The 26,311-nt window shown below is 60.0% G+C and carries 26 protein-coding genes; 4 read left to right on the top strand and 22 right to left on the bottom strand.

What is annotated here, in order from left to right; genetic code table 11:
* The 3 genes from O8B93_RS10410 to O8B93_RS10420 form a co-directional block, all read right to left on the bottom strand.
* A complete protein-coding gene (locus O8B93_RS10410; RefSeq protein WP_046800394.1) occupies positions 1-837 on the bottom strand; it encodes a carbohydrate ABC transporter permease in 837 nt (278 codons plus the stop codon).
* Positions 834-1,694, bottom strand: a complete 861-nt coding sequence (locus O8B93_RS10415; RefSeq protein ID WP_003523586.1) for a carbohydrate ABC transporter permease — start codon at positions 1,692-1,694, stop codon at positions 834-836. Before O8B93_RS10415 ends, O8B93_RS10410 begins: the two co-directional genes overlap by 4 nt.
* A 253-nt stretch (positions 1,695-1,947) precedes the next feature.
* Positions 1,948-3,219, bottom strand: a complete 1,272-nt coding sequence (locus O8B93_RS10420) for an ABC transporter substrate-binding protein (RefSeq protein ID WP_269709738.1) — start codon at positions 3,217-3,219, stop codon at positions 1,948-1,950.
* Between the two features lie 92 nt (positions 3,220-3,311).
* Here O8B93_RS10420 and O8B93_RS10425 point away from each other — a divergent pair, with 92 nt between their 5' ends.
* Positions 3,312-4,202 carry a helix-turn-helix domain-containing protein gene (locus O8B93_RS10425; RefSeq protein WP_080820769.1) on the top strand — a complete coding sequence of 297 codons (891 nt, stop codon included), beginning with the start codon at positions 3,312-3,314 and terminating at the stop codon, positions 4,200-4,202.
* Here O8B93_RS10425 and O8B93_RS10430 read toward each other — a convergent pair.
* Positions 4,199-5,053 carry an AraC family transcriptional regulator gene (locus O8B93_RS10430; protein WP_269709739.1) on the bottom strand — a complete coding sequence of 285 codons (855 nt, stop codon included), beginning with the start codon at positions 5,051-5,053 and terminating at the stop codon, positions 4,199-4,201. The genes O8B93_RS10425 and O8B93_RS10430 overlap by 4 nt on opposite strands.
* 124 nt (positions 5,054-5,177) lie before the next feature.
* On the opposite strand from O8B93_RS10430, the gene O8B93_RS10435 reads away from it, so the two are divergent.
* Both O8B93_RS10435 and O8B93_RS10440 read left to right on the top strand, forming a co-directional pair.
* A complete protein-coding gene (locus O8B93_RS10435; protein ID WP_269709740.1) occupies positions 5,178-6,374 on the top strand; it encodes an MFS transporter in 1,197 nt (398 codons plus the stop codon).
* Between the two features lie 85 nt (positions 6,375-6,459).
* On the top strand, positions 6,460-7,356 hold the full coding sequence (locus O8B93_RS10440; RefSeq protein WP_269709741.1) for a LysR substrate-binding domain-containing protein: 897 nt from the start codon (positions 6,460-6,462) through the stop codon (positions 7,354-7,356).
* Between the two features lie 24 nt (positions 7,357-7,380).
* On the opposite strand, the gene O8B93_RS10445 is transcribed toward O8B93_RS10440, so the two are convergent.
* From O8B93_RS10445 to aztA, 17 genes are all read right to left on the bottom strand, one after another.
* Positions 7,381-8,661 (bottom strand): TRAP transporter large permease, encoded by a 1,281-nt coding sequence (locus O8B93_RS10445; RefSeq protein WP_173990185.1) that lies wholly within the window; start codon positions 8,659-8,661, stop codon positions 7,381-7,383.
* A gap of 3 nt (positions 8,662-8,664) precedes the next feature.
* Positions 8,665-9,216, bottom strand: coding sequence for a TRAP transporter small permease (locus O8B93_RS10450; protein WP_269709742.1), 552 nt, complete (start codon positions 9,214-9,216; stop codon positions 8,665-8,667).
* Positions 9,217-9,357: 141 nt separating this feature from the next.
* Complete coding sequence (locus O8B93_RS10455) at positions 9,358-10,353, bottom strand: DctP family TRAP transporter solute-binding subunit (RefSeq protein WP_080820762.1); 996 nt, start codon at positions 10,351-10,353, stop codon at positions 9,358-9,360.
* A 22-nt stretch (positions 10,354-10,375) separates the two neighbouring features.
* Entirely contained in the window at positions 10,376-11,278 is a 903-nt protein-coding gene (locus tag O8B93_RS10460) for an NAD(P)-dependent oxidoreductase (protein WP_269709744.1), read from the bottom strand.
* Positions 11,279-11,290: 12 nt separating this feature from the next.
* Positions 11,291-11,593 (bottom strand): putative quinol monooxygenase, encoded by a 303-nt coding sequence (locus tag O8B93_RS10465; RefSeq protein ID WP_080820760.1) that lies wholly within the window; start codon positions 11,591-11,593, stop codon positions 11,291-11,293.
* Positions 11,594-11,610: 17 nt separating this feature from the next.
* Positions 11,611-12,969: an NAD(P)H-dependent oxidoreductase gene (locus O8B93_RS10470; protein WP_065116564.1), complete on the bottom strand. Its 1,359-nt coding sequence runs from the start codon at positions 12,967-12,969 to the stop codon at positions 11,611-11,613.
* A 262-nt stretch (positions 12,970-13,231) separates the two neighbouring features.
* The gene (locus tag O8B93_RS10475; protein WP_269709917.1) at positions 13,232-14,245 is read right to left on the bottom strand and encodes a LacI family DNA-binding transcriptional regulator; all 1,014 of its coding nucleotides are present in this window, start codon (positions 14,243-14,245) and stop codon (positions 13,232-13,234) included.
* 163 nt (positions 14,246-14,408) lie between these two features.
* A complete protein-coding gene (locus tag O8B93_RS10480) occupies positions 14,409-15,485 on the bottom strand; it encodes an ABC transporter ATP-binding protein (protein ID WP_269709746.1) in 1,077 nt (358 codons plus the stop codon).
* 4 nt (positions 15,486-15,489) lie between these two features.
* Positions 15,490-16,320 (bottom strand): carbohydrate ABC transporter permease, encoded by an 831-nt coding sequence (locus O8B93_RS10485; RefSeq protein WP_035228147.1) that lies wholly within the window; start codon positions 16,318-16,320, stop codon positions 15,490-15,492.
* Between the two features lie 3 nt (positions 16,321-16,323).
* Positions 16,324-17,268: a carbohydrate ABC transporter permease gene (locus O8B93_RS10490; RefSeq protein ID WP_269709747.1), complete on the bottom strand. Its 945-nt coding sequence runs from the start codon at positions 17,266-17,268 to the stop codon at positions 16,324-16,326.
* Positions 17,269-17,419: 151 nt separating this feature from the next.
* Positions 17,420-18,679 (bottom strand): ABC transporter substrate-binding protein, encoded by a 1,260-nt coding sequence (locus tag O8B93_RS10495; RefSeq protein ID WP_269709748.1) that lies wholly within the window; start codon positions 18,677-18,679, stop codon positions 17,420-17,422.
* Between the two features lie 38 nt (positions 18,680-18,717).
* Positions 18,718-19,890: a PLP-dependent transferase gene (locus tag O8B93_RS10500; RefSeq protein WP_269709749.1), complete on the bottom strand. Its 1,173-nt coding sequence runs from the start codon at positions 19,888-19,890 to the stop codon at positions 18,718-18,720.
* A complete protein-coding gene (locus O8B93_RS10505; RefSeq protein WP_269709919.1) occupies positions 19,887-20,579 on the bottom strand; it encodes a FadR/GntR family transcriptional regulator in 693 nt (230 codons plus the stop codon). Before O8B93_RS10505 ends, O8B93_RS10500 begins: the two co-directional genes overlap by 4 nt.
* Positions 20,580-20,820: 241 nt before the next feature.
* Positions 20,821-21,294: a ribonuclease H family protein gene (locus O8B93_RS10510; RefSeq protein WP_269709750.1), complete on the bottom strand. Its 474-nt coding sequence runs from the start codon at positions 21,292-21,294 to the stop codon at positions 20,821-20,823.
* Positions 21,295-21,473: 179 nt separating this feature from the next.
* Positions 21,474-22,487, bottom strand: coding sequence for a zinc ABC transporter substrate-binding protein AztC (gene aztC / locus O8B93_RS10515; protein WP_269709751.1), 1,014 nt, complete (start codon positions 22,485-22,487; stop codon positions 21,474-21,476).
* 29 nt (positions 22,488-22,516) lie between these two features.
* Entirely contained in the window at positions 22,517-23,383 is an 867-nt protein-coding gene (aztB, locus tag O8B93_RS10520) for a zinc ABC transporter permease AztB (RefSeq protein ID WP_269709752.1), read from the bottom strand.
* Positions 23,376-24,230 carry a zinc ABC transporter ATP-binding protein AztA gene (gene aztA, locus O8B93_RS10525; RefSeq protein ID WP_269709753.1) on the bottom strand — a complete coding sequence of 285 codons (855 nt, stop codon included), beginning with the start codon at positions 24,228-24,230 and terminating at the stop codon, positions 23,376-23,378. Before aztA ends, aztB begins: the two co-directional genes overlap by 8 nt.
* Positions 24,231-24,528: 298 nt before the next feature.
* Between aztA and zigA the strand changes: the two genes are divergently transcribed.
* Positions 24,529-25,731, top strand: a complete 1,203-nt coding sequence (gene zigA, locus O8B93_RS10530) for a zinc metallochaperone GTPase ZigA (RefSeq protein WP_269709755.1) — start codon at positions 24,529-24,531, stop codon at positions 25,729-25,731.
* A 75-nt stretch (positions 25,732-25,806) separates the two neighbouring features.
* Here the strand turns inward: zigA and O8B93_RS10535 are convergent, their stop codons facing one another.
* Positions 25,807-26,244: a YqaA family protein gene (locus O8B93_RS10535; RefSeq protein ID WP_092732962.1), complete on the bottom strand. Its 438-nt coding sequence runs from the start codon at positions 26,242-26,244 to the stop codon at positions 25,807-25,809.
* Positions 26,245-26,311: the final 67 nt, after the last annotated feature.

The raw sequence follows: 26,311 nt of genomic DNA on the forward strand, positions 1-26,311 counted from the left end.
TTACTTGACTGCCCCGGCGGAAATGCCGGCGATGAAGTGACGCTGCAAAGCCACGAAAACCACGAGTATGGGTGCGGTGAGCAGCACCGCGCCGGCCATGATGCCGCCCCATGACACTTTGGTGAGCCCGATGAGGGTGCCAAGCGCCACGGGTGCGGTCATCATTCCTGGGCGGGAATTGATGAGAAGCGGCCAGAGGTAATTGTTCCACGAGGCCAGGAAGAGAATGATCGACAGCGCCGCCATGGTGGGTCGCGCTAGTGGCAGGGCGATGCGCAGGAAGATCTGCCATTCCTTGACGCCCTCCACCCGTGCCGCATCGAAAAGCTCGGTCGGCATCATCGAGAAGGATTGCCGCATGAACAGCACGCCAAGCGAGTTGAACAGCGGCGGCACGATCAGCGCCACCCAGGTGTTGGCGAGCTTGAATTCCCGCGCCACCATGATGAATTGCGGAATGACAACGACGGCAAAAGGCAAAGTGATGGTGCCGAGAATGATGGCGATGACCACCCCGCGTCCGGCAAAGCGGTAACGCGCCAGCGCCCAGCCGGCCATCGACGTCAGGAACACCGAAAGCACGGTGTAAATGACGGCGACGGTGATCGAGATGAACATGGCCCTGAGGAAATTGGTATCCGCCTGCAGATTGTTGAAATTCTCGACGAAATTGGTGGATGGCACCAGAACAATGTCCGGGCTGAAAATGCCGTAATCCGGCATGGTCGAGAACACGAACATCATCCACAGCGGAAACAGCCAGATGATGGCAAGCGGCGTCAGCGCCGCGTGCAGCGCAATCTTCTGCCAGAAAAGCGATCTCGATTTCGATCTCATTTCGGCTCCCTCCCGACCCAGAGATTGAGGAGTGAAATGGCGATGGCGAGCGCCGCCATGGTGTAGGCAATGGCCGAGGCGTAACCGAAATTGAGCGAAGTGAAGCCCTGCCGGTAAAGGAACAGCCCCAGGGTCTCCGTGCCGCCGCCCGGCCCGCCCCTGTTGGTGATGAGGAAGGGTTCGGCAAACAGCTGCATTGTGCCGATGACCGACAGGACAACGCAGAACAGGATGATGGGTTTAAGCAACGGCAGGGTGATGTAAAAGAACTGCTGGCGCTTGCTCACCTTGTCCAGCGTCGCCGCTTCATAGACATCGCCGGGGATCGATTGCAACCCGGCCAGAATGATGATGGCGTTATACCCCGCCCAGCGCCATGTCACGGCAATGATGACCAGCGCCATGGCCGCGTTGGCATTGTCGAACCACGAGATGGGCGAAAGGCCGACGGAGGTGATGAGCTTGTTGATGATGCCGAAATCGGCGCTGAACATCAGCCGGAAGACAGCCGCATAGGCCACCTCGCCAACGACGACAGGCGCAAAAAAGGCAAAACGATAAAGCGGCCGCGCCTTCAGGAGCGGCGAATTCAACAGCACCGCCATGACAGTGGCGAGCGCGATCATCACGGGCACCTGAATGACCAGAATGATCAGCGTATTATAAAGCGCATTATAAAAGGCCGGATCGGAAACCAGCCGCCCCCAGTTCATGGAAGGCGCAAACCGCCACGGATTGATCCGCGTGTTCTGGAACGACAGCATGAACGAGCTGATGATCGGCCAGACCCAGAAGGTGGCGAAAATCAGGAGATAGGGCGCAAGGAACGCATAAGCGATCCTGTTCCTGGACGGCATGACGACCTCCATATGCCGGGCGATGGCCGGATAAATGGAAAAGCTTGGAGGCCTGCCCCCGTTTGAGGGCGAGACCATTGCAAGGCGGTGCGGCAGGTTTCTTCTCCCCGAGGGGGAGAAGGTGGCCCGAAGGGTCGGATGAGGGGGCTGGCTCTCGGTCTATCGCTACCGTCGCCCCCTCATCCCGCTGCCGCGGACTTCTCCCCCTCGGGGAGAAGAAATTCGTGGCACCCGCTCGGTCCTAGCCGCCGGCTTACTGCGCGACTGGCAGCCCCGTGGCCGTTTCGATCTGCTTGGCCGCATCATCAAGCGCTGCTTTCGCATCGGGATACCCGCCGGCGAAATATTTCGTCTGCGTCGCCTTGTAGATCGCATCGGCATCCGACTGGAACGCCGTGCCGCGGCTCGGCACGATCTTCGGCAGGGTGGCCAGAATATCGGTCCACACCGCCTGCCCGCCCCAATAGGCCTGCTTTTCCTTGACGAAGGGATCATCGATGGCGGACAGCAGTGAGGGAACGAGGCCGAAGGATTTCAGCATCGTCACCTGGCCTTCATTGGTGGTCAGCGCGTAGTCGATATATTTCCACGCCGCCTCCTTGTGTTCGGATGTCGAGCTGATCGCCAGCGACGAACCGCCGAGATTGGCCGCATGCGGACCATCCGCCGTCAGGCTCGGCATCAGATAGACGCCCCATTTGCCGGAAAGATCAGGAGAGCCGGAACGAACCGTACCTTCATACCAGGCGCCATACATCTGGCTGGCGGCCTTGCCGGCCGTATTGGCCTGGATTTTCTCATCCCAGATCGCCGCCGTGATGACGCCGGCGTCCTTCATTTCCTTGACCTTTTCAAGGGTCGCGACACAGGCAGGCTGGTTGATGGTGATGTTCTGGCCATCGGTCGAAAAGTAACCGCATCCCTGCTCATTGGCGATCATGCGAAACCATTCGCTATCGCCGTTGAAATCGGTCTGCGCCATGACGGTGCCGGGATTGGCGGCCATGACCTTCTTGCCGGCGGTGATGAAATCATCCCAGCTTTTGATGGTGGCCGGATCAACGCCTGCCTTCTCATAGAAGTCGCGGCGATAAAATACCGCCACCGGACCGGAATCCCACGGAACCGCATAGGCGACGCCGTCAACCTCCAGTTCCGTGCGCTTGAAATCAGGGAAAAGCGCCTGTTTCTCAGGCGTATAGCCAAGCTCGGTCAGATTGGCGAAACAATCGGGAAAACGACTCCAGAACAGTTCCGCCTCAAAATTTTCAATGGTGACGATATCAGGAAGACCATCGCCCCCGGCTGCGCAGGCAGCCAGCGTCTTGTCAAAAACCTGATTGTTTCCAAGGTCTTCAACGACGATCTTGATATCCGGATTCTGCTTGTTGAAGCCCTCTACCGTGGATTTCAGCGCGGAAGCCGCGACGTTCCAGCTCGAGATGGTGACGGTTTCTGTCTGCGCGAAAGCCGGGGCTGCGAGAAGCAGCATGGCCGTAGACGCGCCAAGAAATTTCAAGCACATTGAAAACCTCCCTTTTTCAATTGCCGTTCTTCAGCGAACATGGGCACATTAGCGGCGGCAGGAAATCTGTCTCGTAAAAAGGGAACATCGATTTGGCGGAAAGTAAGATTGCTGAAAGAGCCTTCTACCAGCCGGGTGCAAGCAGCATCGAAGGCATGCCGACGACGCTGCAGCTTTTTCACAATCATCCGCCCATCATGCTCAGGCCTCACTGGCACGCGCAGGTGGAAGTGAATTACGTGATGTCGGGATCGGTGCATTATCGCATGGGCGATCACGACCTGACGCTCGATGCCGGCCAGATGTGCATCTTCTGGGGTGGCCAGCCGCACCAGATGGACCACTCCTCCGACGATTCCTTTTACGCCGGCGCGCATCTGCCGCTGGTGCACTTCTTCCGCATGCGGCTGCCCGCCACCGTCTCCAGCCTGCTGATGGGTGGTGCTACGATGGTGAGCGCTGAGACCGACCGGGCAGATGCGGAAAACTTCGGCCGCTGGTTTCGTTACGTCACTTCGGGCGAACAGGCGAAAGCCCAGCACGCGGTGGAGGAATTGCTGCTCAGGGTGGAGCGGATGTTCCTTGAACCCTACTCCGTCATATCATCAGCCGCCAATGGCAAACGCAGGGAGGATGACGAGGGCATGGCGCCCTCCATCGGCGTGGTGCGCATGTGCGACTTCATCGCCGCCAATTTTCTCGACGATATCGACGCGACGGAGATTGCCCGTGCCGCATCGCTGCATCCGAAATATGCGATGAACCTGTTCCGCAAATCCACCGGCATGACGCTGATCAAATATCTGACCCTGCTGCGGCTTTCGCGCGCGCAGGCGATGCTGATGACCGGCAAGGACAATATCCTGCAGATCGCCATGGAAAGCGGCTTCGGCTCCGTCAGCGCCTTCAACAAGGCGTTCCGCCAAATCGCCGGCATGTCGCCGTCCGATTTCCGCCGCGACATGCGGGCGACTGCGGCTTAACCCTCGATCTCTTCAAAATCGGAAAAAGCAGCGCTGCGCTGCCGCGCCGCCTGCCGATAGGCCCTTGGTGAACTGCCCAGCATTCGCCGGAACATGGTGGTGAAGGCTGGTATGTTTTCATAACCGGCATCCAGCGCCACATTGGTCACCGCTTCGCCGGCCGCCAGTCTCGGCAGGGAGGCGAAGATACAGGCCTGCTGCCGCCAGGTGACGAAGCTCACCCCCAGCTCCTTACGAAACAGCCGTGTAAAAGAGCGGCGGCTGATGCCCATGGCGGCCGCCCAGTCATCGATCTCCACCCGCGCCACAGGCTTGTTCAGGAAATCGCGGCATAATCCGGCAAGGCGCTGATTGCCGGGAAATGGCAATCCGAGCGGGCGTTCCGGCAGGCGGTTGATTTCGTCCAGCAACAGCGCCCGCACCAGACCTCGCCGATGAAAAGCGACGGGTTGATGCTCTTCGCTCAGCAATTCCGCAATCAGGCTGGAGGCAAGTGCGGTGATTTCCACCACCCTTGGCACCTCCGCCTGAAACAGGTCGGGATGAACGTAGATCGAATGCATTTCCACCGTCGAGATGGTCTCCGATTCATGTTCCAGCCCGGCGGGAATAATAAGCCCATGGCCGGGCGGTATCATCCAGCGGCCATCTGCGGTGCTGACCAGGACGACGCCCTGATGCGCGTACCAGATCTGCGTCCGGCGATGGCTGTGGACCGGTCCCAGATGTCCCTTGGAATAGGTGCGGCAAAGCGCCAGCACCGGTTCGTTGGTGCCGTCGATCAGGTTCAGCATATAATTGTGGTCTTCGGCCGAGAAGGAACCGTAGACCAACGGCTTGATTTTTGCCATTTGGCCCACTCACAAAGAAAATCGTCCAGAACACAAATGCAGGCCAGAAACAATATGAATAAAAGCGGGAAGAAATAAAGACATGTTTCCCGCTGATCGAGTGGGAATCTGAAGAGGATTTACCATGGCCACCGTCACCAGCACCGGCTTCAACCCGCAACGCACGGCGTTTTCGATCATCGCAGCCGCCAGCTTCTGCCACATGCTGAACGACATCATGCAATCGCTGCTGACGTCGCTTTATCCGCTGCTGAAGGCGAATTACGCGCTCGATTTCATGCAGATCGGCCTGCTTACCTTTGCTTTTCAGGTCACCGCCTCGCTGCTGCAGCCGGTTGTCGGCATGGTGACGGACCGCTGGCCCATGCCGTTCTCCCTGCCCGTCGCCATGCTGTCCACCTGCGCCGGCCTCATCACGCTTGCTTTTGCCCATAGTTTCGAGGTTCTGGTGATCGGCGCCTGCCTCATCGGCATCGGTTCGGCGATCTTCCATCCCGAAGCCTCCCGCGTTGCGCGTCTCGCATCCGGCGGCCGTCATGGTCTGGCGCAGTCCTTCTTCCAGGTGGGCGGCAATACCGGCACGGCCATCGGCCCGCTGCTCGCCGCCTTCATCGTCATCCCGCTCGGTCAGACGAGCCTCAGCTGGTTCTCGCTGATCGCGCTCGTCGGTTTTGGCGTGCTTTCCTGGGTTGGCGTCTGGTACACCCGCCACCGCCGCGCAACAGTCGGCAAGGCGCCGGCCAGCCGCACGCTTCCCCTTGCGCGTGGCACTGTCATGATGACGCTTCTGGTGCTGGTGGTTCTGACCGCCACCAAGAATGCCTATCTCGCCAGCCTGTCCAGCTACTTCACCTTCTACACCATCGACAAGTTCGGTCTTGGTGTTCAGGACGCGCAGGTTCTGCTGTTCCTCTTCCTCGGCGCTTCGGCACTGGGCGTGTTCTTCGGCGGCCCGATCGGCGACCGTTTCGGCTCGCGCGTCGTCATCTGGTTCTCTATCCTCGGCGTCATTCCCTTCGCGCTGATGTTGCCCTATGCGAACCTGTTCTGGACGGCCATTCTCGTCGTCGTCATCGGCTTCGTCTTCTCCTCCGCCTTCTCGGCCATCGTCGTGTTCGCGCAGGAACTGGTGCCGGGTCGTGTGGGCCTCATCGCCGGCATGTTCTTCGGTTTCGCCTTCGGTTTCGGCGGCATCGGCGCTGCGGTTCTGGGTGTTTATGCGGATAAGGAAGGCATCGAATTCGTCTACCGCATCTGCTCCTACATGCCGCTGCTCGGCCTGCTCACGGTGTTCCTGCCGAAACTGCCGAGCCACCGCTAAAAGCCTCGCGTTCAACGCTTTTCAACACGGCGGTCACCTGTGATACTCAGGTGACCGCCGTATTCCGTTGAGCAAAGCCCTACCCATGCAAATCCCGATAAAATCGATCCTCGTTTTCCACGCCGCGGCAAGGGCGGGCAGCATTTCCCGGGCGGCGGAGGAACTGAGCGTCACACCATCGGCCGTTTCCCAGCAGATCCAGTTGCTGGAAGGCCAGCTCGGCACGACCCTGATGGCGCGAACCGGCCGCAAGGTGACATTGACCGAAGCGGGCGAGCGCTATTTCTCCATGATCACCGCCCAGATCGAACAGATATCAGACGCCACCGACAGTATTCGCGGCTTCCGCTCGGTCACCACGCTGACGATCCGGGCGACGCCGACCATCTCCAACAAATGGCTGCTGCCGCGTCTCGGCTCGTTTCTGGAGGAACACCCGGAACTGGAAGTGCGCCTCGACGGCACCAATGAGCCGACCGATTTTTCGCAGGAACTCGTCGATATAGAGCTGCGCCATGGCGATGGCCGCTGGCCGGGCCTCTTCGTGGAAGGGCTGGTGGAGGAGGAATTCCTGCCGGTCTGTTCGCCGGATTATCAGGGTGCCGGTAAATTTCTGCCTGAGGAATTGCAGAACCAGCGGCTGATCCATTCGGTCAAGGCGCAGGCGCAATGGAACCACTGGTTCCCTCTGGCCGGCGTGACAGCCGAAAAGCGCTGGCGGCGGGTCCTGTTCGACCGCAGCCACATGGCCATCGACGCCGCCGTTCTCGGCATCGGCGTGGCGCTGGAAAGCACGCTGATGATGGAGCGGGAGTTGCAGGATAAAATGCTGGTGCCGGCCGTGACGGACGCGCCGCGCATCAAGCTCGTCACCCAATGGATCGTCTGCCCGCATTCCCATCTGCGGCAGAGAAAAGTCATGCTGTTTCTGGAGTGGATGCGAAAACAACGCGACGAGTGGCAAGCCCGCCGCGTTGTCTGATGGTTCAGGCAATCCGTTTGCGCGTCAATAAAGCCCCATCAGCCGGATTGGCCCGAGCGTCAGCACCGGGAAAAGCACCAGCGCGAAGATGGCAAGCGTCAGTACCGTCATCGGCGCCAGCGAACCGCGAATGACATCCTCGATCTTCATATTCGCCACCTGTGCTGCCGCAAACAGGCAGACCCCCACCGGCGGCGTCACCAGCCCGAGCGTCAGCGTCATGACAGTCACGATCAGGAAATGGATCGGATCGATGCCCAGTGCCTCCACCGGCGGCATCAGCACAGGGATGAGGATGAACATGGCCGGGATCGCTTCCATGAAGATGCCGATGATCAGCAGAAAGACGAAGATGACGAGCATACCGGTCATGGGGCCAAGGTTCATGGCCTTCAAAAGCTCGGCCACCTGTTCGGGCAAGCCATCGAAGGTGAAGACCCAGGCGGCAAGCTGCGAGGTGGCGGCGATGAACAGGATGGTGCCGGAAATGCGCGCCGTCGAGATCAATATTTCCGGCAATTCCCGCACCGGCAACGTGCGATAGACGATGACGCCGAGCACCGCGACATAAACGACCGCGATGGCTGCTGCCTCGGTTGGCGTGAACAGGCCGCTGGCAATGCCGATGATCAGGATCAGCGGCGTCAGCATCGGTAGGATGGCGCGCAGACCCGTGACGACCACCAGACGGAAATTGAACGGTGTCGGCGGATTGTAACCGTAATGCACCGAATAGAAGTGGTTGAAGACCAGAAAGGCGAAGGCGATGAAGAGGCCGGGCACCAGACCGGCGATCAGCAGCGTGCCGATCGACACGTTGGCGATGGAGCCGGCAATCACGATCAGGATCGACGGCGGAATGATCGAGGAGAGCGTGGAGGTGCAAAGCGTCATGCCGACGGCATAACCCTTTGGAAATCCATGCCGCTCCATGGCCTTGATCTCGATGGCGCCGACCGAGGCGATATCGGCGACGGACGAGCCGGAGACGCCGGAAAAGATGACCGACGAGATGACATTGACATGGCCGAGACCGCCGGGAAGCCAGCCGACCATGGCCTCGGCGAAATCAAAGATGCGCTCCGCCACCCGCCCCCGCTCCATGACCGTGCCGACGAGAATGAACAGCGGCACGGCGACGAGGAGGAAAGAGTTCATCGACGAGAACATCGTCTGCGACAGCAGGTCCATGGGCATGGAGGTGAAGAGCCAGAGCGTGCCGACACTGGCGAGCGCGAGCGCGATGGCAAGCGGCACGCCAAGCATGCTGAGACCGAAAAAGGCGATGAGAAGAAAGACCGACATGGCTCAATGTCCTGCTGAAATGGAGATATCGGCATGGGCGATCTCGTCCGCCGGCAAGCCAAGCTCGGGAAGCGCGATGAGCTCCCGGCGGCTGCGCAGCGATTCGATGATGGCGAGCACGGCGATGATGGCGGAAACGGGCAGCACCATGCCGATGGCCCACATCGGGATCGGCAGGGTGGCGGCGGTCTCGTTCATCATGATCTGCTGGCGCACCAGGGTCAGGCCCGTCCAGCCCATCATGCCGAAGAAAAACACCGATGAACCGACATAGATCGGCACCGCCAGCCGCCGGAAGAAGCGGTGGAACAGCACCAGAAACACCACGACACGGGCGCTTTCCACGGTGCGGAAACCGGCGGCAAGGCCAAGGAAGACCATCCAGATGAAAAGAAAGCGTGTCGCCTCCTCGGTCCAGGGAAGCGGACTGCCGATAAGGCGGCCGATGACCTGAAGAAGCACGACGATGAGAATGCCGGCACAGGCTGCCCCCGCGGCTATATCGGCGATGAGTTTTACGATGGTGCCGAGCACCGAAGGTTTCGTATCGCGCATGACAATACCCTTCCACTGCTGAAACCGGATATCCGGTAAACGAATGCCACCCTGCCTTTCCGGCAAAGCAACGCCTGCTGACGTTTGGGGATGGCCGGGCCTGCCAAAAGATGCAGGCCCGGCCTCCAACTGCGGCAAACGTCAGTTCGTCTTCAGGAAAGCCTGCGTCTTGTCGAAGAACGCCTGATCTTTCACCAGCGCCGAGAACTTCGCCGAGAGACCGGCCGCGACCTCTACGAAGGCCTTGCGCTCGTCATCGGTCAGCGTGTTGACCTCCATGCCGTTCTTCTTCAGCGTCTCAAGCGACTTGTCGATATCGGCAGCGTCGTTCTGCGCTTTCCAAAGCTCGGTTTCAGTCGCCGCTTCCTTCAGCGCCGTCTTGAAGCCCTCGTCGAGACCTTCGAAGCGGGCCGGGTTCATGCCCAGCACCCAGGCGTCAGCAATGTGGTTGCTGATCGTCAGATATTTCTGCACCTCGTAAAGCTTGGCGCTGACAGGCACGTTGACCGGATTTTCCTGCCCATCGACAACTTTCAGCTGGAGCGCATTGTAAACTTCAGCGAAGGCCATCGGCGTCGGCGCAGCCCCCATGGCGCCGAAGAATTCGACCCAGAGCGGATTGTTCGGCACCCGCAGCTTCATACCCTTGAGATCAGCCGGCGATTTGATCGGCGCCTTGGAATTGGTGATCTGGCGCAGCGGCCGCGACCAGAGATCGAGCCCGAGAATGCCAATCTTGCTCAAATCAGTGGAAAGCTCCTTGCCGAGATCGCTGTCGAGATAGACCCGGAGCTGGTCGATATCGCGGAACTGGTAGGGAATGGCGATGGCGGTGAATTTCGGATTGAAGGTCGCGTAAAGCGAGGTCGAATTCAACAGCATGTCCAGCGAACCGCCGGCCAGCTGCTTGACGCCCGCCGAAGGGTCGCCGCCATACAGCGTGCCGTTCGGGAATACCTTGATCTTGAGTTTGCCGTCGGTCTTTTTCGAAACGATCTCGGCAAACTTGTTGGCGGCGAGCGTGATTTCGGAATTGTCGGCATCCGGCGTCGAAAGCGTCAGCGTTTCGGCCTGCGCGATGGATGCGACCAGCATGGTGGCGGCGAGAGCCAGCCCGTAAAGTTTTGAAATTTTCATATGTTCCTCCCTTTGTTGTGTCTCAAACAGTTTCGAGCGTTCCTCCGAACGCATTCATGCGCTTAATCTCAAGGATCACACCGCTGTGATCAAGCTCGCCCGCGCCATGCTCGACCATGGAGCGGAACAGCCGGTCAACCTCCTCGCCGACCGGTAATTTCAGGCCACGGCTTTCGGCGAAAGCCAGCGCCGTGGACGTATCCTTCACCTGATATTTCGCGGGGCCGCCGGGGCGGAAATCGCCCTCCACCATGCGTTTACCGTGCTGGCGGAAGACGGTGGACTCGGCAAAACCGCCCAGCAAAGCCTGGCGTACCTGAGCCGGGTCGGCTCCCCCGGCTTCAACGAGGGTGAGAGCCTCGGCGACAGCGCAGATTGTTGAAGCGACGATCAGCTGGTTGGCAAGCTTGGCCAATGACCCGCAACCCACCGGCCCGACATGGGTGACGCGGCCAAGGCAATTGAGGAGTGGCCGCAATGCATCCACGTCCCGCTGTTCACCGCCGGCCATGATGGCGAGCGTTCCCTCTATCGCCCCTTTTTCACCGCCGGAAACCGGTGCGTCGACATAAGCGACGCCATAAGCCTTTGCCGCCTCCGCCTGTTCCCGTGCGCTGTCGACCGGGATGGAACTCATCACCAGCAGAATAGCACCGGGCTTCATGGTGGAAACGACACCCGAGGCACCGAACAGAACCTCGTTGCAGACCGGCCCGGAACTCAGCATGCAGATGACGACATCGGCTTCGGCCGCAGCTTCGGCAGCCGTGGACGTCGGCTGCACGCCCTTTGCCGCCAGAACCGCAGCTTTTTCAGCGCTGCGGTTCCAGGCCTGGACGGAAAACCCGGCTTCCGCCAGACGCCCCGCCATCGGAGCGCCCATGATGCCCGTTCCGATAACGGCGATCCGGCGAATGTCAGCCATCATTTCCATCCTTCAGAGCCATTGCCGGTTTAAGAAGCGCACCGGCAGTTCTTCTTCGATGAGGGCGGGAAATGCTTCCCGAAACCGGTCGAGATGTGGTGTTTTCAGATGGTCGTCGAAAGCCTGCCTGTCGTCATAGACCTCGTAGAACACCACATTGTTTCCGGTTTCCGGCCGCACCACATCGAATTGCTGGCAGCCCGGTTCATCCTGAACCGAATGCCTGGCGTCATCGCGCGCCGCATCGAGAAAGGCGTCCATCGCGTCGGGCTTCACCCGGAATTCTGCGATCACCACGAAAGCTCCTTTCGACATGTCCTCTCTCCCGTCCATTACGCCGCGGCGTCCTTTTGCGGACGGAACTGGTTTTCCATGTCCTGGCGCAGCTTCACCACATCGAGATCATTGACCAGCTCCACATCGTCGAAGCTGACGATCTGGTCTTTCTTGATGGCGCGCTTCAGCTTGACATTATGGGCAAGGCCGATCGGCAGTGCCTTGATGTCTAGGCTACGGGTGGCGGGAATGGCGTTTGCCCAGACCGCGTAACCGCCCTCGCCGTCGAGCATCTCGCCGGGCTGCATGTCCTTCTTCGCCGTAGCGACGGCATCGCCGCGGAACTCCCTGGAGCAACCGGTAGCCTCATTGCGCAGCACGGCGGAAAGCACGCTGATGGAGGTTTCCAGCCCGATGATGTGGAAAGGACGCCACATCGAGGCGTACCAGCCGGAGGGATCGGTCAGCAGGCCATATTGCTTGAAGCAGGCCCGGGCATATTCATTATGCGCCTTGAAGGTGACGAAAACGCCGTAGCGAATGTTGTTGAACACCTCGCGTCCGTCCGGCTCCTGGCTCGCAGCAATATCGACCAGACCGGAGCGCGACATACGGCCGCCATCGGCAGCCGGGCGGAAGACGCGGGCGAGATCGTGCAGGCCGGCCGGCGGGAAGGCCAGACCGTCATCCGGGCAATCCAGCCCCGTGCCGTTGGCGACGGCCGCCATTTCGATGGCCGCCTTGGTCCCGTCGGTGAAGGAATTGTACATTTTCGGATTGAAGTCGCCCTTGGCCACTTCCTCGTCCGTCCAGCCGAAATAACCCCAGACCGTGTCCGGCGTCGAATAACGATAACGCGGCTCGAAATTCATGCCCTTGCCGGCGGAAACGACCTCGAAGCCGGTGGCGCGCGCCCAGTCGACCAGTTCGCAGATCAGCGCCGGCTGGTCGCCGTAAGCCATGGAATAGATCAGGCCCTTCGCCCGCGCCTTTTCAGCAAGGATCGGCCCGACCATGACATCGGCTTCGACATTGACCATGACGACGTGCTTGTTGTGCTCGATGGCGCCCAATGCATGGCGTGCACCAGCCAGCGGATGGCCGGTCGCTTCGATCACGCATTCGATTTCGCCGCAGGCGAAAAGCTCGTTCACATCGTCGGTCACATAGGTCTTGCCGCTCTTCAGCGCATCGGCGCAGCTCGTCGCGTCGTAACGCTCCTTCGGCCAGCCGACGCGGTCAAACGATTCCCTTGCCTTGCCGACATTGAGGTCTGCTACGGCGACCATGTGGAAACCGGCGATACGCTGCGCCTGCGCCAGCACCATGGAGCCGAACTTGCCGGCGCCGATGAGACCGACCCGGACAGGTTTGCCGCCGGCTGCACGCGCTGACAGAAGAGAATAGAGATTCATGTTTTGACATCCTTCGCTGGGGAAATTGCTGGCGAGAATGTCCAGACTGCCCGGCGAAGGCCATGCGATACCGAGGCAGCGAAGGTTCACCCCTCGCGGCGCTGGCCACATGACGTTTCTGCGTTCCTCCCGGATCCCGGCGCACCTCTGCGCCGGCTCTCGCGGTCGCCTCCCAAAGCAACCTTGAGACCAGAGTAGGAGCGTTCAGATATTAGTTCTATTTAGAAAATCAGATTTTTCGTTTAGTTTATCTAACAAGCCATCAGGCCGATTTGCGCAACATCAGATCCGCGCTGAGGAGAATGCGCTCCCGCATCCGTGTCGTGTCATCCGCCTCTTCGTTCAGCTTCTGCAGCAGAAGCTCGATCGAAAGCCTGCCGATCTCGTTATAATTCTGCGCGACGGTTGTAATCGGCGGGCAGGCATAACGCGACAGCGGATGATCGTCATGGCCGGCGACCCGGAGGTCATAGCCAACGCCATGGCCGACCTTTAGCCCTTTCTGGAAGGCTGCCGCGATGACGCCGAAAGCTATGCGATCATTGGCGCACAGAATTGTGCGGGACGGCAATAGGGCCGCATTCTCGAATAACCGACTGGCTTCGTCGAACGCAAACCGTTCGAAATCCCACCGCGCAGGTTTTGCGACATCAAGCAGCCTGGGCTCGAAGCCCAAGCGCTGCATCGCCGCCACATAAGCCATACGGCGCGTCACGGAGTTGGTGTTGACCTGTGGCATATCAAAATAGCTGGGCGGCTCACCCGAGCGACAGAGATAGTCAACAATCAGGTCAACGCTTTGCCGATTGTCGGTGCCGACAAAGGCCGACCTCTCATCGAGCGGCGAATCGACATAAACGATGGGGATCGTGGCGGCGAGCTGTTCGAGCGTCGAACAGTGGGATGTGACACCCAGCGGCGCGATGATGGCCCCGGCCACATTCATCGACTTGAATGTGCGGATGGCGCGGTCTTCGATTTCCGGCTTACCGTCCGATGACAGCACAAAGGCAAGAAAACCCGCCTCGTTGGCAATTAATTCGATGCGGTTCGTCAGCGCCATGTAGAACGGATCGGCGTAGTTGGGAATGATGATGCCGATAATGTTGCTGCGGCGGCGATTGAGATTAACCGCAAAAATATTCGGCCGGAATCCCGATTTCTTGAGCGCCTCCTCTATGGCATCGCGTGTTTTCTTGCGCACCGAAGCCGGATCATTGAAGTATTTCGAAACCGTGGGGCGGGAAAGTCCGACGAATTCCGAAAACTCTTCCATCGTCCTGATAGTTTTGGCCAAGTGCTTGCCCCCATGAAAATTACATGCAGCATTTTATATCGACCGCCCTTCCATGGAAAAGCCGGTCGAACACAGTTATCAACCGCCAAACGATCATTCGGCCGCAAATTGTACTTTCACTGCCCGCCGGATTGGATGGGCGTCATGCCTCCCCGATCCTCATGCCATTCCTGTCAAAGACATGCAGCCTTTCCTGCGGGAAACCGACCCGCAGGGACTTACCCGGCTGCAACAATGCCCGGTCTGACGAAAACAGCTTGAAGGGCAATCCATGCACGGTGAGGTGCAGGATGACGCCGAGGCCGGTCGGCTCGACCAGATCGACGGTTGCCTCCACACCGCCTTCAGCCGGCGCTACGGTCACATGTTCCGGGCGGATGCCGAGCGTGACCGGCTCGCCATCGGCCAGCCTCACATCGCGGCCGAGCGCCAGACGCGTGCCGTCACCCAGCACGACGAAACCGCCGCCATTCTCCTGCACGAGCCGTCCTTCGAGGAAATTCATGCCGGGCGAACCGATGAAACCGGCGACGAAGAGATTGGCGGGGCGGTCGTAAAGATCGAGCGGTGCGCCGATCTGCTGCACATGGCCGGCATTCATGGCGACGATCCGTGAGGCAAGCGTCATCGCCTCGATCTGGTCATGGGTGACGTAAACCGAGGTTGCGCCAAGATCGGCATGCATGCGTTTGATCTCGGCCCGCATCTGCTCGCGCAGCCGGGCATCGAGGTTGGACAGCGGCTCATCGAACAGGAAGGCCTTTGGCTGGCGCACGATGGCGCGGCCCATGGCGACGCGCTGGCGCTGGCCGCCGGAGAGCGCCTTCGGACGGCGGGCGAGATAGGGATCGAGGCCAAGTTTCGCGGAAGCACCGGCCACCGCCGCCGCGATGGTTTCTTTCGGGCTGCGGCGCAGGCGCAGGCTATAGCTCATATTGTCGGCGACGCTCATATGCGGATAGAGCGCATAGGACTGGAACACCATGGCGATATCGCGATCCTTCGGCCGGCGATCATTGACGCGTTCGCCATCGATGGACAGGTCGCCGGATGTTATCTCTTCAAGGCCTGCGATCATGCGCAGCAGCGTCGATTTTCCGCAGCCGGAGGGACCGACGAGGACGATGAACTCGCCATCCCTGATATCAAGATCGACGCCATGCAGCACGGCGAGGTCGCCATAGGTCTTGCCGACATTCTTCAGCTCGATGGAAGCCATGGGATTATCCTTTCACCGCGCCGGCCGTCAGGCCCTGCACGAGATAACGTTGAATGAGCAGGAAGAAGAGGCAGGCCGGAATGAGCGCCAGAACGCCCGCCGCCATCATCTGCCCGAAATCGACAGAGAATTTCGAAACGAAGGTCAGAAGGCCAACCGGGAAAGTGGCGCTCTGGTTGCCGGAGATCAACATCAGCGCAAACAGAAGCTCGCTCCACGCGGCGGTGAAGACGAAGCCCAGCGTCGCGGCGATGCCCGGCAGCGTCAGCGGCAGGATGATCTGGCGGAAGGCCGTAAACCGGCTCGCCCCGTCAATCATCGCCGCCTCTTCCAGATCCTTCGGAATGCCATCGAAGAACGACTGCATCAGGAAGGTGGCGAAGGGCACGTTGAAGGCGGTGTAGACGATGACGAGGCCAGTCAGGCTGTTGGTGAGGCCGAGGGGCGAGAGCATCTTGAAGATTGGCGCAACCAGCATGACCAGCGGGAACATCTGGGTGATCAGCATTAGCGCGACGATCCAATATTTGCCCTTGAAACGGAAACGTGACAGCGCGTAACCCGAGAGCGAAGAAAGTATTGTCACGGCAATTGCCGTGGAGCCCGCGACGATGACGCTGTTCTTAAAAAACGTCGGGAAAGCACTGTTTTCTATGACGAAACGATAATGATCCCATGTCGCCCGCGACGGCCACATCCTCACACCTTCGCTATAGAGCAGGTCATTCGGCGTCACGGACACCTTGAGCAGCCAGAACAGTGGGAACAGTGCAAAGGCGATATAGGCAAGGATCGCCAGACGATGGGCAAGGGTGAGAAATATCCTTGATGTCATCGGTCAGTCCTTCTCGATCAGGCGCTGGCGCAGCAGCACGATCAGCATGGAATAGGCAAGCAGCAGCACCAGCAGCACCAGCGCGATGGCCGAGGCATAGCCGAAATCCAGACGCCGGAAGGCCTGCGTGAAGATGTAGCTGGCGACGATCTGCGTGCGGTCGGCCGGCCCGCCATTGGTCATGACGATGATGAGATCGGCGAAATTGGCGATCCAGACGGTGCGCAGCAGAATGGTGATGGCGATGGTGGGCGCCAGAAACGGCAGGGTGATGGAGGTGAAACGCTGCAACGGGTTTGCCCCGTCAATTTCCGCCGCCTCGTAAAGATCGCGCGGGATGGCCTGAAGTGCGGCAAGCAAAGTGATGGCGAAGAAGGGAATGCCCCACCAGACATTGGCGATGATGGGCCCCCACATGGCAAGCTGCGGATCGGCGAGGATATTGTTGGGCGCGGATAACAGCCCGAGCGAGACCATCCAGTGCGGTAACGGCCCGATGACCGGGTTGAACAGCCATGCCCAGTTGAGACCGGCAAGGAAGGTCGGCACGGCCCATGGCAGGAATACCAGCGCCTGCGCCAGCCCCCTGCCCGCAAAGGGTTTATCGAGCAGCAGCGCCAGAATGAGGCCGAAGAAGAATTGCAGGAAAACCGAAGTGCCGGTCCACCACAGCGTGTTTTTCAGCGCCCGGTAAAAGGCCGCGTCCTGCGAAAGCGCCTCCAGATGTTTGAGACCAACGAAACCGCCGGAGAACGGATTGAGCAGCTGTACATCGCGAAAGGCATAGGAGAGGCCAAGCACCAGCGGCACCAGCATGACGGCGACGATGAGCACCAGCACCGGCGCGCTGTAAAGCCACGGTTCGGCCCAATCGGCAAACCGCCGCATCGCAGGCTTGCCAGCCGTTTTGCGCGCAGCCACCGGCCCGGCGCCATGGGCATAGGACATTGTATCGCTCCCTGATCGGACGACGGAACGGACGGGTTTTCCAGCCTCTCGGCTTACCGATCCGAAAAATTTCTATGAAAAGGCCTGTCGCAGCGAAGGCCGGCAAGACCCGCCGCACGGGCATTTGCGCCCGCACGGCCGGTCAATGTCGTTACTTCGAGGCCAGGAACTTCTGCTGCGCCTTGGTCATGTAATCAGCCCATTGCTTGGCAAGGTCTTCCGGCGTGATGTCGCCGAGCAGCGCTTCCTGCGATGTCTTGATCACAAGCGAATCCTTGAAGAAGGCGAATTCCTCAAGATAGGTCGGCATTTTCGTCGGCACGGCGTTCTTGTCGGCCAGTTCGTCGAACCAGCCCTTGAACTGCTCGCTGGCATAGAAGGGGTCCTTCTCCGCCGACTTGTGCACCGGCAGCGCACCGGTCTTCTTGTTCCACTCGATATTGCCTTCCGGCCCTTCAAGCGTCTCGATCAGCTTCCAGGAAAGGTCCTTGTTTTCGGATTTCGACATCATCGACCAGCCGGCGAAACCAATCGTCGGGAAGGTCTTGCCGTCAGGTCCCTTGGGCATGGTCATGACGCCGAAATCTTCCGGCTTCATGCGCTGGGCAATGGCGATAAGCGCATCCGGGTCCTGATCGAGGAAAGCGCAGGTGCCGGAATAAAAGCCGGCGACGATCTCGTTGAAGCCCCAGTTGACGCTGTCCTTCGGCGCATAACCGTTCTTGTAGAGATCGATCACATAGGTCAGGCCCTTCACCCAGCCGGGGCTGTCGAAAGTGGAGGTGCCGTCCTTGGTGAAGAACTCGTTCGAACCGGCCATGGATGCGCCGAACATGACCCAGCCGTTAAGGCCGCCCGGGCCACCGCGCAGGCAGTAGCCAGATTTGCCGGGAAGGGCTGCGACCTTCTTGGACGCATCGGCAAATTCCTCAAGTGTCTTCGGCGGCTCCTTCACGCCGGCTTCGGCCAGCAGCTTCTTGTTGTAGAACATGGCGCGCAGGTAGAAACCATATGGCAGCATATACGCCGTGTCCTTGACATCGCGGCCGAGTTCGAGCGTGCGCTCGCTCAGGCCCGCGGTGTGCTCCCACTTGGCAAGATAGGGCTCAAGGCTCTCCAGCATGCCGTTATTGGCATAAAGCGACAGCCATGTGTCGGGCATTTCCATCACGTCAGGCACATCGCCGGCCGAGACCATGGTGGCGAATTTCTGGAAGGCTTCGCTCCACGGCAGGGAGATGATTTCCACCTTGGTGCCGGGATTGGCAGCCTCGAATTTCGAGACGATGCCTTTCAGCGTTTCCGTCCGCTCGGGACTTGTGATGACCTCGACCAGTTTCAAGGTCGTGTCCGCCAGCGCCGTTCCGGTCATCAGGGCGGTGAAGATGGCTGCTGTTACCAGTTTTTTCATGTCGTTCTCCCCTTTTTTGTCGTCAGTTTAAAAACGCGTCAGGCGGCGGAGGCCGCCTTGATCGCGGGTTCGAGATCGTTCCAGAGGGCTTCCGTGCCCTCCAGCCCGACATGCAGGCGCACCGAACGCGCGCTGATGCCGAAGGTGTGGGCGGAGTTTGGCTGCGCCTTCTGTTCGAGCACCACTTCGCCGGGGACGATGAGGCTTTCATGCCCGCCCCAGGAAACACCCAGTTTGAAAAGCTTGAGGCGGTCGGCAAAAGCGCGCACATCCACCCCGTCCTTGAAGATGAAGGAAAACAGGCCCGATGTGCCGTTAAGGCCGGGCGGCAGACGGTTCGCCAGCCCCGGATGGCAAACCTTCTCCACCACATCCAACGCCTGCAGGCGGGTTGCGATCTCAAGCGCCGAGGCCTGATGCGCCTTCATGCGCAGCGGCAGGGTGCGAAGCCCGCGAATGAGCAGCCAGGCATCGAAGGGCGACATCTTGCCACCGAGATAGGGATAGGTTTCCGCCCGGATGCGATCGACCATCGCCTTCGAGCCGGCCACCACGCCGGAGACCACATCGCTATGGCCGCCCAGATATTTCGAGGCCGAATGCACGACGAGATCAACGCCGAGCGAGATCGGCTGCTGGAAGACCGGGCTTGCCCAGGAATTGTCGATGACGGTGACCGCGCCATGACGCTTGCCGATGGCGGCCAGCGCACCGACATCATGGGCTTCCATCACCCAGCTCGTCGGGCTTTCCATGTAAAACAGCTTTGCACCCGGCATAGCCTTTTCAACCGCCGCCTCATCGCGGCCGTCGACATAGGTCACCTCGATATTCATGCGCTGCATGAAGGTGCCGAACAGGCGGAAGGCATCGGGATAGACATGGCGCACCGCGACGATGCGGTCGCCCGGTGAGACGAAGGACAGCACAGTGGAAGAGATAGCAGACATGCCGCTGGCAAAACCGAGCGCGTCTTCAGCGCCTTCGAGTTTGGCCAGCATTTCTTCGAACATGCGCACCGTCGGGTTCAGCCCGCGCGTATAGACCGGCCGCACCTTTTCACCGCGATAGGTGGAGACCATTTCATCGTAGCTGGAAAAGGTGAAAAGCGAGGTCTGCACGAGCGGCGGAACCACGGCTTCGAAAGCGTGGGTCTCGTCATGCGCGACAATCAGGGAGGCGGGATCGAAGAGATCGTTGCCTTGGTTCATTTCGACATGTCCTTGATATCCTCCTCGACAACGGCGAGGATTTTCAGTGTTTCTTCACGGGCGGTCTCGGCATCACCGGCGGCGATGGCGTTGAACAGCGTGCGATGAAAGGGGAAGGAGCGGCTGGCAAAATCCGGCCGGTCGAACGGCTTCAGCCAGAAGCGTTCGAAACCTTCACGCATCTGCTCCAGCAGCTGCTTGAACAGCGTATTATGCGTGGCGTCGTAAATCGAAAGATGGAAGGCAAGGTCGGCCTTGCCGGAGGTGCCTTCGGCGAGATGCACCCGCTCCATCTCATCGAGCCGCGCTTCCATGGTGGCGATATCGTCCGCAGTGCGACGGCGCGCAGCGGCCATGGAGGCCTCGACCTCGATGCCGCGCCGCACTTCCAGCGTCATCAGCAGCGCATCGCGCAGGCTTTCGGCATCGATGGAAATTGGCATATGCACGGTGGCGGCGGAAATCGGTTTCAGCAGATAATTGCCGCTGCCCTTGCGACTGTCGATAACGCCCAGCGCCTGAAATTTGCGGATGACCTCGCGAATGGTGGAGCGACCGACACCCAGCGCCGCCATCAGCTCCCGCTCGGCCGGCAGCCGCTCGCCTGCCTTCAGCCCTGCCCTCTCGACATAATCGGAAAGCGCTGCCTCCACCTGGCGCACGCGGTCGCTCGGCGGAATTGGCTGCATAAGTTCCCGGCTGGACCTGTCCAAGACGCATCCTCTAAATTGGTCTGACATCTTACCATTTCAAAGGGCGGATCGATTGTCAACGGGCAACGAAGAAACGGCTCAGGTAACCGCATGTGGCTAAGTGGGTTGAGGGTGCGGTAAAATATCGGCGCACCCGCCCGATAGGGGGAAGGGTCGAGACCGGGAACGGCTGGAATCAAACTTAAGGTACCGAAGGACGGTGACTGACGGCCGCTGGTTAAGTTGCCGTCGTGCGCGCGACACCACGCGCCAATGCATCGGCATGCTCATTGCCGGTCAAGCCGGAATGCCCTTTGCACCATTCCACTGCCACATGGGGATGCCGCTCCAGCAGCTTGTCAAGCTGCTGCCAGATTTCCCTGTCGGGGATCGGTCTTCGGCGGGTGCGCTGGTTAGGCGTGATCCGCTTCCAGCCGTTGTTGCGCCAGATCGCTCGATAACGGCGGCAGCCCTCAATCACATGAACGGCATCCGTCCAGAGCGTGACGTCACGCGTTGGCGCTTCGGCGGCGACCCAGGACATGGCGCTCAGAATGGCGAGAACCTCAAAACTATTGTTCGATGTGCCAGCCGCCTTGCCCGAGGCGGAATGCACTTGGTGGCCGTCTTCATGAACGACGAACGCCCATCCTCCGGATCGGGAGGCATCGTCGAAGGAGCCGTCGGTGAAGATGTGAAGCGCGTCGGACATGAAGAGGGTGTGTAGCACCGAAATGGAAATCGCTAAAGGAACAGGCCATTGCGAAGGGATTATTTCGTTCCTGTTCCTGTGTCGCCTCACGTTCCCCGACGAGCGGCAGGGCTGCCAGGACAAAAGCAGAGAGGGCGGCGCAAGCCACCCTCTCCCAGAGCAAGGCAAGACCATCCGTTTTACTGGCTGAGAACGGCCGCCGTAATCGTCTGCATATTGTGGTTGACCATGTCGATATAGGTCGCGGCCGGGCCATCGGCGGTGGAAAGCGCATCGGAATAGAGCGTGCCGCCAACCTTCAGGCCGGTTTCGCTGGCGATTTGGTTGATGAGCCGCTTGTCGGTGATGTTTTCGACGAAAATAGCCGAAGCCTTGTCGTGTTTAACCTGATCCACCAGCTTGGCGACGTCGGCGGCCGAGGCTTCGGATTCCGTCGAGATGCCCTCGGGCGCGAGGAAGTTGAGGCCATAGGCGTGCTCGAAATAACCGAAGGCGTCATGCGAGGTGATGATAACGCGTTTTTCCGGCGGGATGGCGGCGATTTCGGTCTTCACCTTCTCGTTCAGAGCGGCAAGCTTGGCGATATAGGCTTCCGAATTGGCGGTGTATGTCGCGCAACCGGCCTTATCGACTTCGCAAAATGCGCCGGCAATGTTCTTCACGTAGATTTCGGCGTTGTTGATCGACTGCCAGGCATGTGGATCGTATTCACCGTGATGATGTCCCTCGTGGTCGTGATCATGGGCCTCGGCGGTCTGGTGTTTGTGGCCGGCTTCTTCGGCCTTATGGTCATGGCCTTCTTCCTCAGCTTCCGGATGGGCGTGACCGACTGGCTCGTCGGAAAGCTTCAATGGCTGCACGCCCTTGGTCAGTTCCACGACGGGGGCCTTGGTGCCGCTGGTGTCGATAAGCCGCTTCAGAAAGCCTTCAAATTCCAGGCCATTGACCAGCACGACGCCAGCCTTGCTGACGGCGACCGCATCGGCGGGACGCGGCTCATAGACATGCGCATCGCCATCCGGCCCAACGAGCGTGGTAATCTCGACCCGGTCACCGCCGACATTTTTGGCGAAATCGGCGATGATCGAGAAGCTGGCGACGACCTTGAGTTCGGCAGCCGAAGCCTGCGCCATCAGGACCGGGGAGAGGGTAAGAAGGCTTGCGCAGGTGGCAAGACGGAAGGCTTTGAACATGAAGGTTCTCCTTTTTTCGAACGCTGTTTTCAGGCCGTTCTGTGACGGCCGGAACCGAGAAGATCGCCGAGCACGCCGCGTGTGCCGACGAGAATGGAGAGCGCATAGATGACGCCCGCCGAAAGGATGATCGCCGGGCCGGATGGCAGCGACGCGTGATAGGACAGGATGAGGCCGGCAAAGCAGGAAACCATGCCGATGCCGATCGAGATGAAGCACATGGGCGCCACGCGGTTGGACCAGAAGCGGCTGGCGGCGGCGGGCAACATCATCAGGCCCACCGACAGCAGCGTTCCGAGCGCCTGAAAGCCACCAACCAGATTGAGCACGACGATGGCGAGGAAGAGGAAATGCACCGGGCTGCCCCAGCTGCTGACCGAGCGCAGGAACAGGGGATCGAGGCACTCCGCCAGAAGCGCCCGCCAGAAGGTGATCATCACCACCAGCGTCACGATGCAGATACCGCTGATCAGGCCAAGCGCCTCATTGTTCAGCGCCAGCACGGTGCCGAACAGCACATGCATGAGATCGACGCTGGAGCCGCGCCACGAAACGAGCAGCACGCCGAGCGCCAGTGAAATCAGATAAAGGGCGGCCAGTGACGCATCTTCCTTCTGGACGGTGAAACGCGATACCGCACCGGCACCCAGCGCCACCACGAGGCCGACCACCAGCCCGCCAATCGTCATCGGCAGGATTTCCAGCCCGTAAAACAGAAAGCCGACCGCCGCCCCCGGCAGGATGGCGTGCGACATGGCATCGCCCGTGAGACTCATGCGGCGCAACATCAGGAACACCCCGACCGGCCCGCAGCTGATGGCAAGGATCAACGCGCCGGCGAGCGCCCGTTGCATGAAGACATATTGAACGAAGGGTTCGATGAAGAAATCAGCCATGGGCATTCGAATTCGCGTGGGAGTGGGCTTGGGGATGAGTGTGAGAATGTGACGCCGCCGCCCGTGGGCCTTCGTCGAGCGCGTCGGTCACCGGTGCATTGGTCATTGGCGCATCGCCCGGCGCGCACCACGGTGCATTTTCCTCCCATGCCTCGTGGAAATGCCGCGCCTGGCGCATGTTTTCCGGCTTCAGGACATCGGCTGTCGGGCCGAGGCCGACCAGACGCCGCGCGAGGAACAGGGTCTGGGGAAAATGCTGCCGCACCAGCTGATGGTCATGCAGGACGGCGAGCACCGTGCGTCCTTCAGCAACCCATGCCTTGATCAGCACCAGAAGATCGGTGACGGTGCGCTCATCGACGGCATTGAAGGGTTCATCCAGCAGGATAAGCTGCGCATCCTGCAACATGGCGCGGGCAAACAGGGCGCGCTGCATCTGGCCACCGGAGAGCGAATCTATATTGCGCTTTTCAAAACCGGACAGCCCGACCGCTTCCATCACCCGGCCCATCGCCGCTTTGTCCTGGGAAAGGTGGCGGCCAAGCAGGCCGCGTTTTGGCCAGAGACCCAGCGCAACGAGATCGCGCACCTGAGCCGGAAACGAGCGGTCGAGTTCCGACTGCTGCGGCAGATAGGCGACGGAGATGCCTGAGCTGATCCGGCACTCACCGCCGAGCGGTTTCAAGATGCCGGCGATACCCTTCATCAGCGTCGATTTGCCCGAGCCATTGGCGCCGACAACCGCGGTGAGCGATCCCCTGGCGATAGCGCCATCCAGATGATGCACGGCCGCACGGCCGGCATATCCAAGCGTCAAATTTGTGAAGGTAAGGCACGGATCGCTCATCGATCCCTCCTGGGCAGGATTTCATTTGATGGCCCTTGATATGTAATGTTATTACATTCGTCAAACGAATATGTAATGAAATAACATTAACTATTGGAAAGTTTGAGTGTCGCGCTGTTGGGCAGAGACCTCACTCTTGCGCAGATGCTTTTTTTCCAAAGCCCGTTGACATGTCGCACATATGTAATGTTATTACGTTACATAACTGGAACCGGCACTTCAAAAAACCTCCGTTTCCAGATCGCCTGCCGTGGTCGTCATAACGTCCACGCGACTGTTGCCACAGAACGAGGTTCCCATGAAAAAACTGCCCGTCACCGTCCTTTCCGGCTTTTTAGGGGCCGGCAAAACCACCCTTCTCAACCACATCCTCGCCAATCGTGATGGCCTGCGCGTGGCGTTGATCGTCAACGATATGAGCGAAATCAATATCGATGCGGCGCTGGTGCGGGATGGCGGCGCCAATCTTTCCCGCACCGAGGAACAGCTGGTGGAAATGACCAATGGCTGCATCTGTTGCACGTTGCGCGACGACCTCTTGACCGAGGTCCGTGCGCTCGCCGAACAGGGTCGCTTCGATTATCTGCTGATCGAATCCACCGGCATCGCCGAACCGCTTCCCGTGGCCGCCACCTTCGATTTCCGTGACGAGAACGGCCGCAGCCTGTCTGATGTTGCGCAGCTGGATACGATGGTGACGGTGGTGGATGCCGCCAATCTTCTCAATGATTACGGTTCATCCGATTTTCTGGCCGACCGGGGTGAAACCGCGGGTGATGGCGACAACCGCACCATTGTCGACCTTCTGGTCGAGCAGATCGAATTTGCCGATGTGGTCGTCCTCAACAAGATCGGCACCGCCACGCCAGAGGAGCGGGATGCGGCCCGCAAGATCATCGTCGGTCTGAACCCGGATGCGAAACTCATCGAGGCGGATTTCGGCAGGGTGGAACTGAAAGAAGTGCTCGGCACCGGTCGCTTCGATTTCGCCAGGGCCGAAGAACATCCCCTGTGGTTCAAGGAACTGCACGGCTTCAAGGACCACATTCCCGAAACCGAGGAATATGGCATCCGCTCCTTCGTTTACCGCGCCAAAAAGCCCTTCGATCCCGTGCTCTTCCAGCGCTTCATCGATCGTGCCTGGCCGGGGGTGGTGCGCGCCAAGGGCTTCTTCTGGCTGGCGACACGGCCGCGTTATGTCGGCGAGATCAGCCAGGCAGGCGCATTGGTCCGCACCGGCAAGATGGGCCTCTGGTGGTCCGCCGTGCCGAAAGCGCAATGGCCGCGTGAACAGCAGTTCCTCGATATGATGAAACCCTATCTCGATCCGGTCTTCGGCGACCGGCGGCAGGAGATCGTCTTCATCGGTTCCGATCCGATGAGCGAAGCCCGCATCCGCGCGCAGCTGGATGCCTGCCTGATCGACACCGAAGCCTTCACGCCGGACGCGTGGCGGCACCTGCCGGACCCCTTTGCGAGTTGGGACCGACAGGCGGCCTGATTGCCTTCCCCCCATTTTCAGGCGAGCGACAGCGGTTTTAGTCTTCTCCCCGCCCGGGGAGGAGAAACGGGTGACTCAAAGAAAATTCAGCGTCAGCAGCGCCAGCACGACGTATCTCCCGACCTTGGCAATGGTGACCAGCAGCAGAAACACCGGCAACGGTTCCTTCATGATGCCGGCTGCCACGGTCAGCGGGTCACCAATCAACGGCGCCCAGCTTAGAAGAAGCGACCATTTGCCGTAACGCCTGTACCAGTTCTGCGCCCGTTGCAGCGCAGCCTCCCCGACGGGAAACCAGCGTTCATGCCGGAAACGCTCGATGCCACGCCCAAGCAGCCAGTTGGCGAAGGAGCCGGCGACATTGCCAACGCTGGCCACGGCGACGAGCAGCCAGACAGGCTGGGATTTCAGCAGGATGAGACCGGCAAGCGCTGCCTCCGACTGCATGGGCAGGATAGTCGCCGCGATGAACGCCGTCAGAAACAAACCCGCATATACCGCCAGATCGGCCATTGCCTGCCCTTTATTGTCAGCGAATCCCACCGCCGTCCCTGAAGTGGCGGATGAGGACTGCGGCGGT

It is taken from the genome of Martinezella rhizogenes (genome assembly GCF_027460065.1).
In the GTDB taxonomy this organism is placed as follows: Bacteria; Pseudomonadota; Alphaproteobacteria; order Rhizobiales; family Rhizobiaceae; genus Agrobacterium; species Agrobacterium rhizogenes_C.

Excerpts from the sequence above, each read along its gene's own strand:
- O8B93_RS10410 (WP_046800394.1), bottom strand. The coding sequence starts at position 837 with ATGAGATCGAAATCGAGATCGCTTTTCTGGCAGAAGATTGCGCTGCAC.
- O8B93_RS10415 (WP_003523586.1), bottom strand. The coding sequence starts at position 1,694 with ATGCCGTCCAGGAACAGGATCGCTTATGCGTTCCTTGCGCCCTATCTC.
- O8B93_RS10420 (WP_269709738.1), bottom strand. The coding sequence starts at position 3,219 with ATGTGCTTGAAATTTCTTGGCGCGTCTACGGCCATGCTGCTTCTCGCA.
- O8B93_RS10430 (WP_269709739.1), bottom strand. The coding sequence starts at position 5,053 with ATGGCAAAAATCAAGCCGTTGGTCTACGGTTCCTTCTCGGCCGAAGAC.
- O8B93_RS10435 (WP_269709740.1), top strand. The coding sequence starts at position 5,178 with ATGGCCACCGTCACCAGCACCGGCTTCAACCCGCAACGCACGGCGTTT.
- O8B93_RS10440 (WP_269709741.1), top strand. The coding sequence starts at position 6,460 with ATGCAAATCCCGATAAAATCGATCCTCGTTTTCCACGCCGCGGCAAGG.
- O8B93_RS10445 (WP_173990185.1), bottom strand. The coding sequence starts at position 8,661 with ATGTCGGTCTTTCTTCTCATCGCCTTTTTCGGTCTCAGCATGCTTGGC.
- O8B93_RS10450 (WP_269709742.1), bottom strand. The coding sequence starts at position 9,216 with ATGCGCGATACGAAACCTTCGGTGCTCGGCACCATCGTAAAACTCATC.
- O8B93_RS10455 (WP_080820762.1), bottom strand. The coding sequence starts at position 10,353 with ATGAAAATTTCAAAACTTTACGGGCTGGCTCTCGCCGCCACCATGCTG.
- O8B93_RS10460 (WP_269709744.1), bottom strand. The coding sequence starts at position 11,278 with ATGGCTGACATTCGCCGGATCGCCGTTATCGGAACGGGCATCATGGGC.
- O8B93_RS10465 (WP_080820760.1), bottom strand. The coding sequence starts at position 11,593 with ATGTCGAAAGGAGCTTTCGTGGTGATCGCAGAATTCCGGGTGAAGCCC.
- O8B93_RS10470 (WP_065116564.1), bottom strand. The coding sequence starts at position 12,969 with ATGAATCTCTATTCTCTTCTGTCAGCGCGTGCAGCCGGCGGCAAACCT.
- O8B93_RS10475 (WP_269709917.1), bottom strand. The coding sequence starts at position 14,245 with ATGGAAGAGTTTTCGGAATTCGTCGGACTTTCCCGCCCCACGGTTTCG.
- O8B93_RS10480 (WP_269709746.1), bottom strand. The coding sequence starts at position 15,485 with ATGGCTTCCATCGAGCTGAAGAATGTCGGCAAGACCTATGGCGACCTC.
- O8B93_RS10485 (WP_035228147.1), bottom strand. The coding sequence starts at position 16,320 with ATGACATCAAGGATATTTCTCACCCTTGCCCATCGTCTGGCGATCCTT.
- O8B93_RS10490 (WP_269709747.1), bottom strand. The coding sequence starts at position 17,268 with ATGTCCTATGCCCATGGCGCCGGGCCGGTGGCTGCGCGCAAAACGGCT.
- O8B93_RS10495 (WP_269709748.1), bottom strand. The coding sequence starts at position 18,679 with ATGAAAAAACTGGTAACAGCAGCCATCTTCACCGCCCTGATGACCGGA.
- O8B93_RS10500 (WP_269709749.1), bottom strand. The coding sequence starts at position 19,890 with ATGAACCAAGGCAACGATCTCTTCGATCCCGCCTCCCTGATTGTCGCG.
- O8B93_RS10505 (WP_269709919.1), bottom strand. The coding sequence starts at position 20,579 with ATGCAGCCAATTCCGCCGAGCGACCGCGTGCGCCAGGTGGAGGCAGCG.
- O8B93_RS10510 (WP_269709750.1), bottom strand. The coding sequence starts at position 21,294 with ATGTCCGACGCGCTTCACATCTTCACCGACGGCTCCTTCGACGATGCC.
- aztC (WP_269709751.1), bottom strand. The coding sequence starts at position 22,487 with ATGTTCAAAGCCTTCCGTCTTGCCACCTGCGCAAGCCTTCTTACCCTC.
- aztB (WP_269709752.1), bottom strand. The coding sequence starts at position 23,383 with ATGGCTGATTTCTTCATCGAACCCTTCGTTCAATATGTCTTCATGCAA.
- aztA (WP_269709753.1), bottom strand. The coding sequence starts at position 24,230 with ATGAGCGATCCGTGCCTTACCTTCACAAATTTGACGCTTGGATATGCC.
- zigA (WP_269709755.1), top strand. The coding sequence starts at position 24,529 with ATGAAAAAACTGCCCGTCACCGTCCTTTCCGGCTTTTTAGGGGCCGGC.
- O8B93_RS10535 (WP_092732962.1), bottom strand. The coding sequence starts at position 26,244 with ATGGCCGATCTGGCGGTATATGCGGGTTTGTTTCTGACGGCGTTCATC.